The 14,111-nt window shown below is 71.2% G+C and carries 18 protein-coding genes; 11 read left to right on the top strand and 7 right to left on the bottom strand.

The genetic code is table 11. The annotated features are described in order from the left end of the window. The first annotated feature begins 356 nt into the window (after nt 1-356). The 7 genes from ACQEWB_RS25970 (at nt 357) to ACQEWB_RS26000 (ending at nt 8,055) form a co-directional block, all read left to right on the top strand. Nucleotides 357-1,358, top strand: coding sequence for an alpha/beta hydrolase (locus ACQEWB_RS25970; RefSeq protein WP_432834931.1), 1,002 nt, complete (start codon nt 357-359; stop codon nt 1,356-1,358). Nucleotides 1,359-1,523: 165 nt separating this feature from the next. Further along, nucleotides 1,524-2,558 (top strand): alpha/beta hydrolase, encoded by a 1,035-nt coding sequence (locus ACQEWB_RS25975; protein ID WP_432834932.1) that lies wholly within the window; start codon nt 1,524-1,526, stop codon nt 2,556-2,558. Nucleotides 2,559-2,565: 7 nt separating this feature from the next. Next, nucleotides 2,566-3,774: an acyltransferase family protein gene (locus tag ACQEWB_RS25980; protein ID WP_432844021.1), complete on the top strand. Its 1,209-nt coding sequence runs from the start codon at nt 2,566-2,568 to the stop codon at nt 3,772-3,774. Then, the gene (locus ACQEWB_RS25985) at nt 3,767-5,230 is read left to right on the top strand and encodes a sensor histidine kinase (protein ID WP_432834934.1); all 1,464 of its coding nucleotides are present in this window, start codon (nt 3,767-3,769) and stop codon (nt 5,228-5,230) included. Before ACQEWB_RS25980 ends, ACQEWB_RS25985 begins: the two co-directional genes overlap by 8 nt. Continuing rightward, on the top strand, nt 5,227-5,901 hold the full coding sequence (locus ACQEWB_RS25990; RefSeq protein WP_432834936.1) for a response regulator: 675 nt from the start codon (nt 5,227-5,229) through the stop codon (nt 5,899-5,901). Before ACQEWB_RS25985 ends, ACQEWB_RS25990 begins: the two co-directional genes overlap by 4 nt. Before the next feature lie 118 nt (nt 5,902-6,019). Next, nucleotides 6,020-7,393, top strand: a complete 1,374-nt coding sequence (locus ACQEWB_RS25995) for a sensor histidine kinase (RefSeq protein WP_432834938.1) — start codon at nt 6,020-6,022, stop codon at nt 7,391-7,393. After that, a complete protein-coding gene (locus ACQEWB_RS26000; protein ID WP_432834940.1) occupies nt 7,390-8,055 on the top strand; it encodes a response regulator in 666 nt (221 codons plus the stop codon). The genes ACQEWB_RS25995 and ACQEWB_RS26000 overlap by 4 nt, the downstream gene beginning before the upstream one ends. Nucleotides 8,056-8,078: 23 nt before the next feature. On the opposite strand, the gene ACQEWB_RS26005 is transcribed toward ACQEWB_RS26000, so the two are convergent. From ACQEWB_RS26005 to ACQEWB_RS26015, 3 genes are all read right to left on the bottom strand, one after another. Continuing rightward, nucleotides 8,079-8,393 carry a hypothetical protein gene (locus ACQEWB_RS26005; protein ID WP_432834942.1) on the bottom strand — a complete coding sequence of 105 codons (315 nt, stop codon included), beginning with the start codon at nt 8,391-8,393 and terminating at the stop codon, nt 8,079-8,081. Beyond that, nucleotides 8,390-8,680 carry a hypothetical protein gene (locus ACQEWB_RS26010; protein ID WP_432834944.1) on the bottom strand — a complete coding sequence of 97 codons (291 nt, stop codon included), beginning with the start codon at nt 8,678-8,680 and terminating at the stop codon, nt 8,390-8,392. Before ACQEWB_RS26010 ends, ACQEWB_RS26005 begins: the two co-directional genes overlap by 4 nt. A gap of 62 nt (nt 8,681-8,742) precedes the next feature. Further along, nucleotides 8,743-9,156 carry an ATP-binding protein gene (locus ACQEWB_RS26015; RefSeq protein ID WP_432834946.1) on the bottom strand — a complete coding sequence of 138 codons (414 nt, stop codon included), beginning with the start codon at nt 9,154-9,156 and terminating at the stop codon, nt 8,743-8,745. Between the two features lie 198 nt (nt 9,157-9,354). Here ACQEWB_RS26015 and ACQEWB_RS26020 point away from each other — a divergent pair, with 198 nt between their 5' ends. Further along, a complete protein-coding gene (locus ACQEWB_RS26020; RefSeq protein ID WP_432834948.1) occupies nt 9,355-10,209 on the top strand; it encodes a helix-turn-helix domain-containing protein in 855 nt (284 codons plus the stop codon). Continuing rightward, complete coding sequence (locus ACQEWB_RS26025) at nt 10,206-10,424, top strand: DUF397 domain-containing protein (protein WP_432834950.1); 219 nt, start codon at nt 10,206-10,208, stop codon at nt 10,422-10,424. The genes ACQEWB_RS26020 and ACQEWB_RS26025 overlap by 4 nt, the downstream gene beginning before the upstream one ends. Here ACQEWB_RS26025 and ACQEWB_RS26030 read toward each other — a convergent pair. After that, the gene (locus ACQEWB_RS26030) at nt 10,380-10,664 is read right to left on the bottom strand and encodes a hypothetical protein (protein WP_432834952.1); all 285 of its coding nucleotides are present in this window, start codon (nt 10,662-10,664) and stop codon (nt 10,380-10,382) included. The genes ACQEWB_RS26025 and ACQEWB_RS26030 overlap by 45 nt on opposite strands. Nucleotides 10,665-10,759: 95 nt before the next feature. Here ACQEWB_RS26030 and ACQEWB_RS26035 point away from each other — a divergent pair, with 95 nt between their 5' ends. Beyond that, entirely contained in the window at nt 10,760-11,458 is a 699-nt protein-coding gene (locus tag ACQEWB_RS26035) for a DinB family protein (protein WP_432834954.1), read from the top strand. Between the two features lie 43 nt (nt 11,459-11,501). Next, nucleotides 11,502-12,707 (top strand): cytochrome P450, encoded by a 1,206-nt coding sequence (locus ACQEWB_RS26040; protein ID WP_432834956.1) that lies wholly within the window; start codon nt 11,502-11,504, stop codon nt 12,705-12,707. Here the strand turns inward: ACQEWB_RS26040 and ACQEWB_RS26045 are convergent. Genes ACQEWB_RS26045 through ACQEWB_RS26055 form a run of 3 tightly spaced genes read right to left on the bottom strand, consistent with a single transcriptional unit; the run spans nt 12,704 to nt 14,099 of the window. Then, nucleotides 12,704-12,889 carry a hypothetical protein gene (locus ACQEWB_RS26045; protein ID WP_432834958.1) on the bottom strand — a complete coding sequence of 62 codons (186 nt, stop codon included), beginning with the start codon at nt 12,887-12,889 and terminating at the stop codon, nt 12,704-12,706. The genes ACQEWB_RS26040 and ACQEWB_RS26045 overlap by 4 nt on opposite strands. Before the next feature lie 16 nt (nt 12,890-12,905). Further along, nucleotides 12,906-13,154 (bottom strand): hypothetical protein, encoded by a 249-nt coding sequence (locus ACQEWB_RS26050; RefSeq protein ID WP_432834960.1) that lies wholly within the window; start codon nt 13,152-13,154, stop codon nt 12,906-12,908. A 33-nt stretch (nt 13,155-13,187) separates the two neighbouring features. Then, nucleotides 13,188-14,099, bottom strand: coding sequence for an RNA polymerase sigma-70 factor (locus ACQEWB_RS26055; RefSeq protein WP_432834962.1), 912 nt, complete (start codon nt 14,097-14,099; stop codon nt 13,188-13,190). Nucleotides 14,100-14,111 lie beyond the last annotated feature (12 nt).

Genomic DNA, 14,111 nt, shown 5'->3' on the forward strand with positions numbered 1-14,111 from the left:
GTTTTCCCCCGTGTCCCCGTCTCCTGGTGTCCCCGAAGCCCGGATTCCGGGGGATTGCATCCATCGTCCTTACGCGCCCGCGTACACCGCAATTCGTCAAATTTGAGGGTGGTGGAAGGGTGGATTCCGCGCTACACGGCGACCGGGCGGAGGCCGAGGCGGGCCGCCCCGCACGGACACGCGCCGTAGACGCCCCGGAACATACGGTGCGCGGCGCCCGCCAGCAGAACCGTTTGCCCCTCACCGAGCGTGACATCCCCGTGTCCGCGCACGTCACGGGCCTGGTACCGTCCCCGCCAACGGCCTATTTCCTCACCTGGTCCGCCAATACCGTTACGCCGCTGAGAGGTTGGAGCATGCCGGACGACGCCGCAGCAGCCAGGGCCGCCGCCGAGGAGGAGTCTGCGTTCGGGCACCCGGCGGTCGACCCCGACGCGACCGCCGCGTACGGCGACCACCCCGACCAGCTGATCGACTTCTACGCCCCACGCGTGCGGGAGCCTTCCGGCGTGCAGGCCCCGCTGGTCGTCGTCCTGCACGGCGGCGCGTGGCGGGCCCCGTACGACCGCCGCCACATCTCTCCGTTCGCCGACTTCCTGGCACGACGGGGGTTCGCGGTGGCGAGCGTGGAGTACCGGCGGGGGGCGGGGGAGGAGGGCGTTGCGATTCCGGCGCAGGGGAGTGGCTCGGGCGGAAGCGGCGCGAATGGTGGCTCGGGCGGTGCGGGCGCGAGTGACGGCTCGGGCGGCGCGGGTGATGGCGGGCAGGGTGGCGGCGGGCGCAGCGCCGGTGCGGTCGCGGGCCGCTGGCCGGAGACCTTCGACGACGTCGCCGCGGCGATGGACGCGCTGCCCGCGCTCGTACGGGAGAACCTCCCGCAGGGCGATCCGCGGCGCATGGTGATCACCGGGCACTCGGCCGGCGGGCACCTGGCTCTGTGGGCGGCGGCCCGGCATGTCCTGCCCGAGGACTCGCCCTGGCGCCTCGCCCGCCCCGCGCACCTGCGCGGGGTCGTCGCGCTCGCCCCGATCGCCGACTTCGAGGTCGCCGACAAGCTGAACGTCTGCGGGGGCGCGGCGCTGCAACTCATGGGCGGCGAGGCGCACTTCGCGGAACGCCGTCCGTACGCCGACCCGGCGTTCCTGCTCCCCACGGGCATCGCGACGACGCTGGTGCAGGGCCGGTCGGACCTGGTCGTCCCGGAGGCGGTCGCCGAGTCGTACGCGGACGCGGCGGCGAAGGCGGGCGAGGTGGTGGGGGTGACTCTGCTGGAGGAGGTCGGCCACTTCCCGCTGATCGACCCGGCGGCGGACGCGTGCGCGGTGGTGGCGGAGGAGATCGCCCAACTGGCCTGGTGAGCCGTGGTTTCGCACGACCTCTCGGGGCCTCCCCCACATACCCGTAGTACCTGAGAGCTACATCCCAGAAGAGCTCCCAGGCGGGACGCGGACGACACCCCACGCTCCGTAACTTCCCATCCAGACAAGCCCGATGGCCGGGCGAACTGGACGGGGAGGACGACCATGGGGCGCACGACGGGGGCAGACAACCAACTACTCACCCAGCCTGCAACGCCAACCACCCCCCGCCCCGAACGGAACCGCCGGCGCCGCACCACCCGCACCACCCTCGCCGCCCTCATAGCCGCCGCCGTGGTCCTCCCCCTCTCCGCGGCAACCCGCCCCACCATCCCCGCCCCACCCCCACCCACCCTCGCCCCCCTCACCGCGACCACCCTCGACTCGACCTACAAAGCCAACCGCACCAACGCCACCGAAGCCGCCGCCATGGCCACCACCCACGGCGACCACAAGCGCGCCGCCGCGGACGACACCCTCGCCTCCCCCTCCCACCACCTCCTCCACTTCGACGGCCGAGGCGCAGGCCGGATCACGGAGGTCTTCGGCGACCTGGCGAAGGCGACCCGCGTCGCCGTCCTGGTCCCCGGTTCCGACACCTCCATCGACACCTACGACCGCTTCCGCGCCACCGCCCTCTCCCTGCACCAGCGCCTCGACAACACCGCCCCCAAGAACACCCGCACCGCGGTGATCGCCTGGCTCGGCTACGAAACCCCCGCCACGATCAGCCCCACCGTCCTCACCTCCGGCCGCGCCGCCCAAGCCGCCCCGCAGCTACGGGACTTCGTCGCCGACCTGCACAGAATCACCGGCCCGCTCACCCGCATATCCCTGCTCTGCCACTCCTACGGCACGGTCGTCTGCGGCCAGGCCGCCCGCCGCCTCGACGTCTCCGACATCGCCCTCGTAGGCAGCCCCGGCACCGGCGCCGACAAGGCCGCCGACCTGCACACGGCGGCCCGCGTCTGGGCGGCCCGCGGCGCCGACGACTGGATCGCCGAAGTCCCGCACGTCCGCACCGACTTCTTCGGCACGACCGTCGGCTTCGGTACCGACCCCGTGTCCCCCACCTTCGGCGCCCGGGTCTTCGCGGCGGGCGCCGGCGGCCACAGCGACTACTTCAGGCCGGGCTCGGTCTCCCTGACCAACCTCGCCCGGATCGTGCTCGGCGAGACGAAGGAGGTCGGCCGTGGCTGAGTCGAGCATGCGCCGCGCATGGGCCGGAGCACGGCAGGGCATACGGCACGGCGCCGACCGTGTCGATGCCGCCAGCCCGCCGGGGCGCGACCGCGCCGTGGACGCCCTGCGCGCCTTCGCCATCCTCGGCGTGGTCATGGGCCACTGGCTGGTCACGGCCCTGGTCGCGGACGGCGGCACCCTGCACACCGCGAGCCCGCTCCAGCACATGCCGTGGCTGGCCCCGATCTCCTGGGCCTTCCAGACCCTGGCGGTGTTCTTCCTGGTCGGCGGCCATGTGGCGACCCGCAGCTACGCCTCGGCCGGCGCCAAGGGGACGCCGTACCGCGTCTGGCTGACCGCCCGGCTGTCCCGGCTCTTCAAACCGGTCGCCGCGGTCCTGGCCCTGTGGACGATCACGACGACCGCCCTGCTCCTGACGGGCACGGAGTTCGAGACGGTCCGCACGCTCGCCAAACTCGCCCTGTCCCCGCTCTGGTTCCTCGTGGTCTTCGCCGCCCTGACCGCGGCGACCCCGCTCGTCACCCGGCTCAACCCCCTGTGGCCGCTGGCCGTCGTCCTCCATGTGGACCTGCTCCGCTTCGGCCTGGGCGCCCCGCAGAGCCTCGGCTGGCTGAACCTCGCGGCCGGCTGGCTGGTGCCGTACACCCTGGGCGCGGCCTGGACCCGCGGCGAACTGGAGCGCCGCCGCTCGGGCTGGATCCTGCTCATCGGCGGTACGGCGACGACGGCCGGGCTGGTTGCCTGGGCGGGCTACCCGGCCTCGATGGTCGGCGTCCCCGGCGCCTCGGTCTCCAACCTCAACCCGCCCACCCTGGCCGCCGTCACCTTCGGCCTGGCCCAGTGCGGCCTCGCCCTGCTGCTGCGCGACCGGCTGCGCCGTACGATGCGACGCCCGCTGGCCTGGGCGGCCGTGGCCTTCGTCAACCTCTCCGCGATGACGATCTTCCTGTGGCACCAGACGGCCCTGATGGCGACCACCGCCACCGGCCTCCTCGCGGGGCACCTGCCCGGCCTGCACACGGTCCCCGACGGTCTCGTCTGGGTGGCGTACCGACTGGCCTGGCTCCCGGTCTTCGCCCTGGTGCTCGCCGTCTGCTGGGCCGCCTTTCGGTCCTACGAGCACGGCCGCACCGGTCGGCCGGGCGGTTCGCGGATCGTCCGGGCGCACCGCTCGGCGGACCGGGCGGCGCCGGTGAGGGCGCGTCGTGTCTAGGGTGTTGCGTGTGACGGAGACGGGGATCCAGCGCATGCTCGCGAGCCGGGCCGTGCGCGGGTTGCGGGTGGTGCGCGACGACCTGTGCACCGTCCGCGCGGATCCGCTGCTCCCGTCCAAGTGGCTCAGATGGCTGCCGCACGGCGTGCTGTGCCTGGCGGCGTTCGGCATCGTGCTGGGCGGCACGGCGCAGCTCCAGGACAACGGGCATCTGGGCGTGAACGGCTTCCTGATCGCGCTCGCGCAGGGCGGCGCCGTGGTTCTCGCGATGTGGCGGCCGATCCCGGCGTGGTGGCTGTCGACGGGGGCCACGGTCGTGGGTGCCATTGCCGTGAACGGCAAGTTGGGCATGGACGGCGGGTCCGGGTTCACCTGGCCCTGGACCGCGGCCGGGATCATCACGCACCTGCTCGTGCTGCTGCTGCTCGCCCTGCGAGCCCGCACCCGGGTGTCCGTCGAGGCGCTCGTCATCACCGCACTGGTCACCTACCTCCTGGAGGGCGTGTGGGGCGCGTCGCACTACGAGCCCACCGGTGTGATCGCCGTCGCCCTGTCCACGGTCGTCGTGGTGCTCGGCATCGCCGTCCGCGGCCGCCGCGAGGCACGCGTGGAGCTGGGCCGGCAGACCTCGCTCACCGCCGAGGAGCGGGCCCGGCGCACCCTGCTGGAGGAGCGCAGCCGGATCGCGCGCGAACTGCACGACGTGGTCGCCCACCACATGTCCGTCATCTCCATCCAGGCCCAGGTCGCCCCGCACCTCGTGGAGAACCCGCCCGCGGAGCTGCGGGAGAACCTTGAGGGCATCCGGCAGAACGCCCTGGAGGCGCTGACCGAACTGCGCCGGGTCCTGGGCGTGTTGCGCTCGGAGAGCCCGGACATGGACGCGCCGGCCGCCCCCGGGACCGACCTCCACAGCCCGCAGCCCACGCTGGCCCGGCTGGAGACGCTCGTCGAGAACACCAGGGCGGCCGGGCTGACCGTCGAGGTCCTGATCGTCGGCATGAGAAGCTCGCTGCCGCCCGGTGTGGAGCTGTCGGCGTACCGGATAGTCCAGGAGGCGCTGAGCAACGTCCTGCGCCACGCGCCGGGCGCCAGTGCCGAGGTCAAGGTCGAGTACCACACCCCCGGACTGCGGGTGTCGGTCACCAACACCCGGCCCGACCGGCCCGCCCCCGAGTCACCGGGCGCGGGACACGGGCTGCTCGGGATGCGGGAGCGCGCCTCGATGCTCGGCGGCGAGCTGCGCGCCGGCCCGACGGAGGAGGGCGGCTACCAGGTCACCGCGTTCCTCCCGGTCTACCCGCTCGCCGAAGGCCTGGAGTACTCCGGGGAGTACGGGGAGTACACCGTCCGGGCCATCATCCCCACCCACGCCTCGGACACCTCCGACGCCTCCGACGCCTCCGACGCCTCCGATTCCTCCGACCCCTCCGACTCCGAGGACGACACCGCATGACGAGCAGCCCCATCCGCGTACTCATCGCCGACGACCAGCAGATGGTCCGGCAGGGCTTCACCGTGCTGCTCAACACCCAGCCCGGCATCGAGGTGATCGGCCAGGCGGTGGACGGCCAGGAGGCGGTGGACCGGGTCCGTGAACTCTCCCCGGACGTCGTCCTGATGGACATCCGCATGCCCGAGCTGAACGGCATCGAGGCCACCCGCCGCATCACCGGCGAGCGCCCCGACATCAGGGTGCTGGTGCTGACCACCTTCGACCTCGACGAGTACGTGTACGAGGCGCTGCGGGCGGGCGCGTCCGGGTTCCTGCTGAAGGACGCCTCCGCGGAGAAGCTCGCCGAGGCGGTACGGGTGGTGGCGGCCGGCGACGCGCTGCTCGCGCCCGGCATCACGCGGCGGCTGATCGCCCAGTTCTCCCGCCTGGACGACAGACCCCGCGCCCCGCTGAAGGACCGGGTCGGCGACCTGACCGAGCGCGAGACGGAGGTCCTCGCGCTGATCGCCCAGGGCCTCTCCAACGCCGAGATCGCCGAGCGCCTGGTCGTCGCCGAACAGACCGTGAAGACCCACGTCGGCCGCATCCTGGTCAAGCTGGGCCTGAGGGACCGCACGCAGGCGGCGGTGTTCGCGTACGAGTCGGGGCTGGTACGGCCGTCGGGGTACTGACCTGGACACGGGCCGCGGGGGATCCGGTCGCCCGTACCCGTAGTACCTGAGAGGGAGGGCGGAGGACCATCCTCACTGGTGACGACCGCGGCCCCGGCCTCCGCCTACCGTTTTCAACGTGACCGAGACGACCCAGACGCAGTCGATGCCACCGGAGCCGCCGGACGGCGCCTTCGAGCCGTACCAGCCGCGCAGCCCGGAGTTCCGGGCGGCTGCGGACGCCCTGCGCGGGCTGCGGCAGGACCTGTTCCACGACGTGTTCGCCTACCGTCCGCTGCCCCGCATGGCGGTCGACGGCCCCGTCACCCGCCGCCTGTCCGGCCGGCTGCGCGGGTACGCGGCCTGGACGCCGCACGCCGTGATCACCGCGGGCGCCGTGCTCGCGATGCTCATCGCGGCCAACAGCAGCGTCCATGGCGCCGGACTGAACTTCTTCCTCGGCCTGCTCGCCCTCGTGCCGGTCCTGCTGACCATGATCCGTCCGGTGGCCGCGTTCTGGCTGTCGATGATCGCGACCCCGGTGACCGCCTTCATGGCGACCGAATGGGACGGCGAGTGGCCGTGGCTGCCCGGTGCCTTCGCCTGCCAGCTGATGGTGCTCACGATCGTGGCGATACGGACCCGGCCGCGCACGGCGGCTTGGATGTGGGTGCTGACGGGGGTGTACGGCCTCGCGGCGCAGAGCATCGGCGGCAACCGCGGCCACTACTTCGGCTCGAACACCATGGAGTTGCTGTTCGTCTCCGCGATCGCCCTCCTCGCCGTGACCGTCCGGCACATCCGCCGGGAGGCCCACCAGGAGGTGACCGCCCAGCAGACGGTGACTCAGCACGAGCGGTCCCGGCGCACGCTGCTCGAGGAGCGCACGACGATCGCCCGCGAGCTGCACGACGTGGTCGCGCATCACATGTCGGTGGTCGCCATCCAGGCGGAGGCCGCCCCTTACCGGGTGGAGAACCCGCCGCCGGAGCTGGAGAAGGCGTTCGCCACGATCCGGGAGAACGCGGTGGCGGCGCTCACCGAGCTGCGCCGCGTCCTGGGCGTGGTCCGCGCCGAGGACTACGAGGCCCCGGACGCCCCGCAGCCCACCCTGGCCGATCTGGACCGGCTGCTGGCCAACGTGCGGGAGGCCGGGCTGAGCGTCGACAAGGCGGTGACCGGAGCGGTGCGCGAACTCCCGCAGGGCGTCGAGCTGTCCGCGTACCGCATAGTGCAGGAGGCCCTGAGCAACACCCTGCGGCACGCGCCCGGCGCCGGCGCCCGCGTGGAGGTCGCCTACGTCCTCGGCGGCCTGGGCCTGCGCATAGTCAACGGCCCGACACCCACCCCGTCCCTGGTGAAGCCATCACCCGGCGCCGGCCACGGCATCACCGGGATGCGGGAGCGCGTCACGATGCTGAACGGCGAGATGACGGCGGGCGGCACGGACGAGGGAGGCTACGAGGTGGCGGTGTTCCTGCCGGTGGCAGCCGTGGGCGAAGGAGAGGCATGACGATCCGCGTACTCGTCGCGGACGACCAGATGATGGTGCGCGAGGGCTTCTCGGTCCTGCTGAACGCGATGCCGGACATCGAGGTGGTCGGCGAGGCGGTCAACGGCCGCGAGGCGGTGGACCGGGTCCGTGAACTCTCCCCGGACGTCGTCCTGATGGACATCCGCATGCCCGAGCTGAACGGCATCGAGGCGACCCGCGAGATCGTCGCCACGGACACCACGGCAAAGGTCCTGGTCCTGACCACCTTCGACCTGGACGAGTACGTCTACCAGGCCTTGCGGGCGGGAGCGTCGGGGTTCCTGCTCAAGGACGCCTCGGCCCGCCAACTGGCGGACGGCGTAAGGGTGGTGGCCTCCGGCGAGGCCCTCCTGGCCCCCTCGGTCACCAGACGCCTGATCACGGAGTTCTCCAAGCTCTCCCAGACCCCCCGCCCCATGCAGTCCGCCCACGCGGCCTACGGCGACCTGACCGACCGCGAGACGGAGGTCCTGGTCCTCATCGCCCAGGGCCTGTCGAACGCGGAGATAGCGGAACGCCTGGTGGTGGCCGAGTCGACGATCAAGACCCACGTCAGCAGAATCCTGGTCAAACTGGGCCTACGGGACCGGACACAGGCAGCGGTGTTCGCTTATGAGGCTCGGCTGGTTACGCCGGGGTGATGTGGATGGCTGTGGCCGCCGATTCAGAGTTCGCTGCCTCCACCGGCGAAACGTACGGGTGACACGAGTGCGATGCGGATCAGGCCGGGCTCGGGAGGAGGGGCGTCGTAGACGTAGGTGACTGTGAGCGCGGGGCGGATGTATGTGGCTTCGAGGCGCGTCGTATAGATCTTCATGCCTCCGACGGCACTTTGCGCTCGCCGACCAAGCGTCGGGTTCTTCTCCAGTTCTGCCCTCAGGGCTTCGACGGCCTCAAGGGCCCCGCTGCCGATGGCGAGGCAGCGTGTTTGGGCCTCGCGGGTGATCTCGGCGACGGTCGGCTGCCTGTCGTCGCTCACCTATCGTTGCCCCGAGCCGTGCGGATTTCGGCGACGGCGGCAGCGACGGCCGAGTCGAAACCCGGGTCCTGACGTGCGGCGACCCGGCCGCGGAACTCCTCGACGAGTCGGACGACCCCGGAGAGATCTGCGGGATCGGCATGGTTGATCTCACGGGCCAGCTCGGCCTCGAAGTCGTCTGCGTCGCCGGGGAAGCCGTAACCCATGGTGAGGGCGGCGCGGAGCTCCCCGATGGTGCGCATGGGGGGGAGGTGGGGGTGGCCGGACTCTGCCGGTTGGGTGGTCATGGCGTCGGCTCCCTTTCGCGGTGTCGCTTTCACCGTACCCGGACGGTTCCGCGCGGTGACTCTCACGCGGCAGCCAGTTCGCACCACACGTACTTGCCCCGGTTGCCGTTTCTGGACTGCGGCTGCCAGCCCCATACATCGGAGCAGGCGCGGACCAGGGCGAGGCCGCGGCCGTTCTCGGCGCAGGTGAGCTGTTCCAGCGCGAGTGGGGGGTCGGGCGGTTCGGGGTCCGCGTCCCAGGCGCCGATCCGCAGCACGCCGCCGGACCAGCGGAGCCGTAGTGCCGCGGGGCCCGTTGTGTGGCGTACGGCGTTGGAGACCAGCTCGGCGGCGAGCAGCTCTGCTGTGTCGACCAGGCTGATCAGGCCGTGCAGGGTGAGGATCAGGCGGAGGGTGCGGCGGCAGACGGTGACGGCGCGGGGGTCGTTGGGGATGTGGAGGGAGTACTCCCAGGGTTCCGGTTCGTTTTCGGGCATGCGGCAACTCCGGTTCGCTGGTGGGGGATTGGCGGTGGCATCGCCGCGACCGTCAGAGCAGGGCAAGGCGGAGCGGTGCACTTCCGCAGCGTGTGCGTTGCGTCACCGACGGTAGAGGAGTAATTACTCCTGACGCAACTGGTTGGCATAGTCTGACCCCCGAACGAGGCATCACCGAAGGTCTGTTGAGGAGGAAGCGTGGCGCCGAGGACTCACGCCACTGCGCGGCAAGTGCGGCTGGGCGCCGAGCTGCGTCGCCTGCGGGAGGCGGCCGGCCTGAAGGCGCGCGAAGTGGCTGAACTGCTGAATTCGACCTCGGCCCAGATAAGCCAGGTGGAGTTGGGCCTCTCCGGGGCCAGCGAGGAGCGGGTGCGGCGGCTCGCGGCGCACTACGGCTGCGTGGACGCGGAGTTGATCGACGCGCTCGTGGCGATGGCGACCGATCGTACTCGTGGCTGGTGGGAGGAGTACCGGGGAGCGCTGATGCCGGTGTTCCTGGACACGGCCGAGGCTGAACACCACGCGACGTACCTTCGAGAAATCGTGATCACCCGTGTTCCTGGACTTCTCCAGACGCCGGACTACGCCCGCGCGGTGTTCGCCTACATGAACCCGGGGCTGCCTTCGGACGAGGTGGACCTCATGGTGGAGCACAGGATGAGGCGTCGTGTCGTCATCGAGGGGGACAACCCCACCCCGTACGAGGCGATCATCCACGAGGTGGCATTGCGACTGCGGGTGTCGGACCGCCAGTCCTCGCGTGCTCAACTCGGCCAGATTCTGGACCTGGTGGAGCAGGGTCATGCCGCCGTGCGTGTCATCCCTACCGACCAGGACGGCTTCGCCGGGTCCGGGGCCTCGATGATGTACCTGGGCGGACCTGTTCCTCGGCTCGACACCGGGCTGCGCGACTCACCCACCGGGGTCGCGTTCATCGATGCCGAACCCCAGCTGAATCAACTTCGGGCCTTGCTCCGTAGGGTGGAGAGCGCGTCACTGGACCCCGCGGCGTCCCGTGACTTTATCCACCGTCTGGCGAAGGAACTCTCATGAAGTGGCGTAAGTCGACGTACTCCGATGGCGGCGCGGGCGACACCTGCGTCGAAATAGCCACTCTCCCCGCCCACATAGCCATCCGTGACTCCAAGGCCCCGGCCCGAGCCACCCTCACCTTCCCCGCCCCCGCCTTCACGGCCCTCGTGGATCACCTGAAGGAGCATCCCTCAGCGATTCTCGCCGGATCTGACGGCGTCGGCGCACATTCGTAGATCCCGGTAGTCCTCGACCGCCAGGCGGGTGTAGCGGATCAGCCGCGCCAGGTCGCCCTCGGCGCACGTCAGGATGTCGGCGATCACCTGGTCGTCCGGCGTGATCTCGGCGTAGCAGTCGTGCCACGCCAACTCCAGCAGTTCCAGCAGATCCAGCGCCGCCTCGGTCCGCTTCCTTCCGAACGCCACCTCGACGCTCGCCCTGCGCTCCGCTCGGCGAGCCGCCCTCCCCACCGCCATAGGTCTTCCCCCTTGCCCAGAAATCGTTCGCAGTCTCGTGCTCCCAGACGCTAACTTCCCTCAGCGTGTGCCAAGTTGTCGTGAGGGAGCTCGGTATGGGGACGACCGGTCGGCTGGAGTTGCTGTTGGGGCAGTTCGACAAGGCCAGGGACATGGCCCAGGTGCGGTTGACGGGGATCGCGGACGAGGAGTTCCTGTGGGAGCCCGTGCCCGGGTGCTGGTCGCTGCGGCGGCGGGGGGAGGCCCTGACGCCCAGGGCGTTCGGGCCGGGGGAGTGGGTCATGGACCTGGGGGCCGCGGACATTCCGGCCAGTGAGTACGGCGAGGTCGCCCGGCAGGCCGCCAGTGGCATGAGCGTCGAGAAGATCGCCGTCGACTGGAGCGTGAGCGTCGAGCGGGTGGAGGAGGTGCTTGCACACAAAGGTGAGCCCGAGCCCGACCCGACCCATGTCACCACCATCGCGTGGCGCCTCGGGCATCTGCACTTCCAGTTCGCGGGTGGTTGGGAGTGGGCCTTCGGTGAGCGGCGGCGGGATCCCAAGCTGATGGTCGACTTCACCCCCTCCGCCTCCCTCGCGGTCGAACGGTTCTGGGCGGACGTCGACCGGTGGCGCGAGAGCGTCGCCGACGTCACCGACGAGCAGCTCGACACCGTCGGCTTCTCCCAGTACCCGTACGGCTCCGACCCCGACGACGCCTTCGTCGACGTGCTCGGCGGCAGCAACCTCGAATTCATCCACCACATGGCCGAGATCGCCGTCCTGCGCGACCTGTGGCGCGCCCGCGCCGAGTGAGACCCCCTGGTCAGACGCCGGTCCGCCGGGCTAGCGTCCGCTCATGGCAGCCTTCGACCCCTGGGACCCGGCGTTCCTCGCCGACCCCTACCCCGCCTACGACGAACTCCGCGCCAAGGGCCGCGTGCACTACTACGAGCCCACGGACCAGTGGCTGATCCCGCACCACGCGGACGTCTCGGCGCTGCTGCGGGAGCGCCGGCTCGGGCGGACGTACCAGCACCGGTTCACGCACGAGGACTTCGGGCGGACCGCACCCCCGGCCGAGCACGAGCCGTTCCACACGCTCAACGACCACGGGATGCTCGACCTCGAACCGCCGGACCACACCAGGATCCGGAGACTCGTCTCGAAGGCGTTCACCCCGCGCACCGTCGAACAGCTCAAGCCGTACGTCCAGAACCTCGCCGGAGAACTCGTCACCCAGCTGGTCGAGGCCGGTGGCGGCGATCTGCTCACCGACGTCGCCGAGCCGCTCCCCGTCGCCGTGATCGCCGAGATGCTGGGTATTCCGGAGGCGGACCGGGGGCCGTTGCGGCCGTGGTCCGCAGACATCTGCGGGATGTACGAGCTCAATCCGCCGGAGGACGTGGCGGCCCGGGCCGTACAGGCCTCGGTCGAGTTCTCCGACTATCTGCGGGGGCTCATCGCCGAGCGGCGGAAGAACCCCGGCGACGACCTCATCTCCGGGCTCATCGCCGCGCACGACGAGGGCGACCGGCTCACCGAGCAGGAGATGATCTCCACCTGCGTGCTGCTCCTCAACGCCGGTCACGAGGCGACCGTAAACGCCACCGTCAATGGGTGGTACGCCCTGTTCCGGCATCCGGAGCAGCTCGCCGCGCTGCGCGCGGACCACTCGCTCGTACCGCAGGCCGTCGAAGAGCTCATGCGGTACGACACCCCGCTCCAGCTCTTCGAGCGCTGGGTGCTGGACGAGATCGAGATCGACGGGACGACCGTGCCCCGGGGTGCCGAGATCGCCATGCTCTTCGGGTCCGCCAACCACGACCCCGAGGTCTTCCGGGACCCCGGGCGCCTCGACCTCACCCGCGCGGACAACCCGCACATCTCCTTCAGCGCCGGTATCCACTACTGCATCGGCGCACCCCTGGCCCGTATCGAACTGGCCGCCTCCATGACGGCCCTGCTGGAGACGGCCCCGACCCTGGCCCTGGCCGAGGAGCCGAAGCGGAAGCCGAACTTCGTGATCAGGGGCCTTGAGGGGTTGCGGGTGGTCTGTCCCTAGGCGTCGTCGGAGCCGTCCCGGCGCCGTGTCCCGCGCTCGGAGCGGCGCACCACCTCGCCCGCCGCGAGCGTCACCGTCGCCACGGCACGGACCCAGCGGGGCCCGCCGCGGGACGCCCACACCACGCACGCGCAGCCGCCGATGACGAGCACCAGGACGCCCACCAGTACCAGAAGGATCACGTTCCCCACCTCTGCGTCAGTTCTTTCGGTTCCGCACCCGGGTCAGCAGCATGAACACGAGGAGCGGTACGAAGGCTCCCCCGAGGATCACGAAGGGGAGCTCGGTGAGCAGGACGGTGTAGTCCATGCCCTCGCCCTCGAAGCCGCCGCCGAGGTGGCGCTGGGTGCGGGGCATGGACAGCCACCACAGCGGGGCCGCCACGGCCCCCACCGCGGACAGCGCACAGCCGCCGCAGGTCACCCTGTCCACCTCGGTTCGTTCCATGCCCGAAGGGACGCGATCTTCCCCGCCCGCGGTTCAATTCGACCGCCGCATCTCGCGGTGAAGCGCCCATGCGTCCGCCACCGGCCCCAGATGCCCGAGCTTGTCGGGGTTGATCACCGTGCGGACCGTCCGGACCCGGCCGTCGGCGATGTCGAGGGTCATCGTGCTGACCACCCTGCCGTCCCGGTCGCGGAAGATCGCGCCGGGCTGGCCGTTGAGCTCGTGCGGCTGCCAGGTGATGCCGATCCGGGCCATCCGCGGGAAGGCGACGGCCACCACCTTGGCCACGTTCTCGGCGCCGGTCAGGATCCTGGCCAGCTGCGGCGACTTGCCGCCCCCGTCGCCGGCCATCGTCACATCGGCGGCGAGCAGCTCCCGCAACTCGTCCACGTCCCCCTCGCGCAGGGCGTCGAAGAAGCGCGCCGCCAGCTTCTCCCGCTCCGCACGGTCCGCCTCGAAACGGGGCCGTCCCTCCGCCATGTGCCGTCGCGCCCGTACCGCCAGCTGACGGCAGGCCGACTCCGAGCGGTCCACGGCCGCGGCCACCTCGGGGAAGCCGAAGTCGAACACCTCCCGCAGCACGAACACCGCACGCTCCAGCGGGCTGAGCCGCTCCAGCAGCAACAGGGCCGCCAGCGACACCGAGTCGGCCAGCTCGGCCGCCCGCGCCGGGTCCTGGTAGGGGTCGTCGAGCAGGGGTTCCGGGAACCACTCGCCGACGTACCGTTCCCGCCGGACCCGCGCCGAGCGCAGCACGTCGATCGCGAGCCGGGTGACGGTGGTCGACAGGTAGGCCTTCACCGACCGGGGTTCGGTCGGTACGGCCTCGTAACGCAGCCAGGTCTCCTGTACGGCGTCCTCGGCCTCGGAGACGCTGCCGAGGATCCGGTAGGCGATGGAGAACAGCAGCGGCCGCAGCTCCTGGAACTCCTCGGTCCTGCCCAAGTCGGCTCCTCC

This window comes from Streptomyces sp. CA-249302 (assembly GCF_050936785.1).
GTDB lineage: Bacteria > Actinomycetota > Actinomycetes > Streptomycetales > Streptomycetaceae > Streptomyces.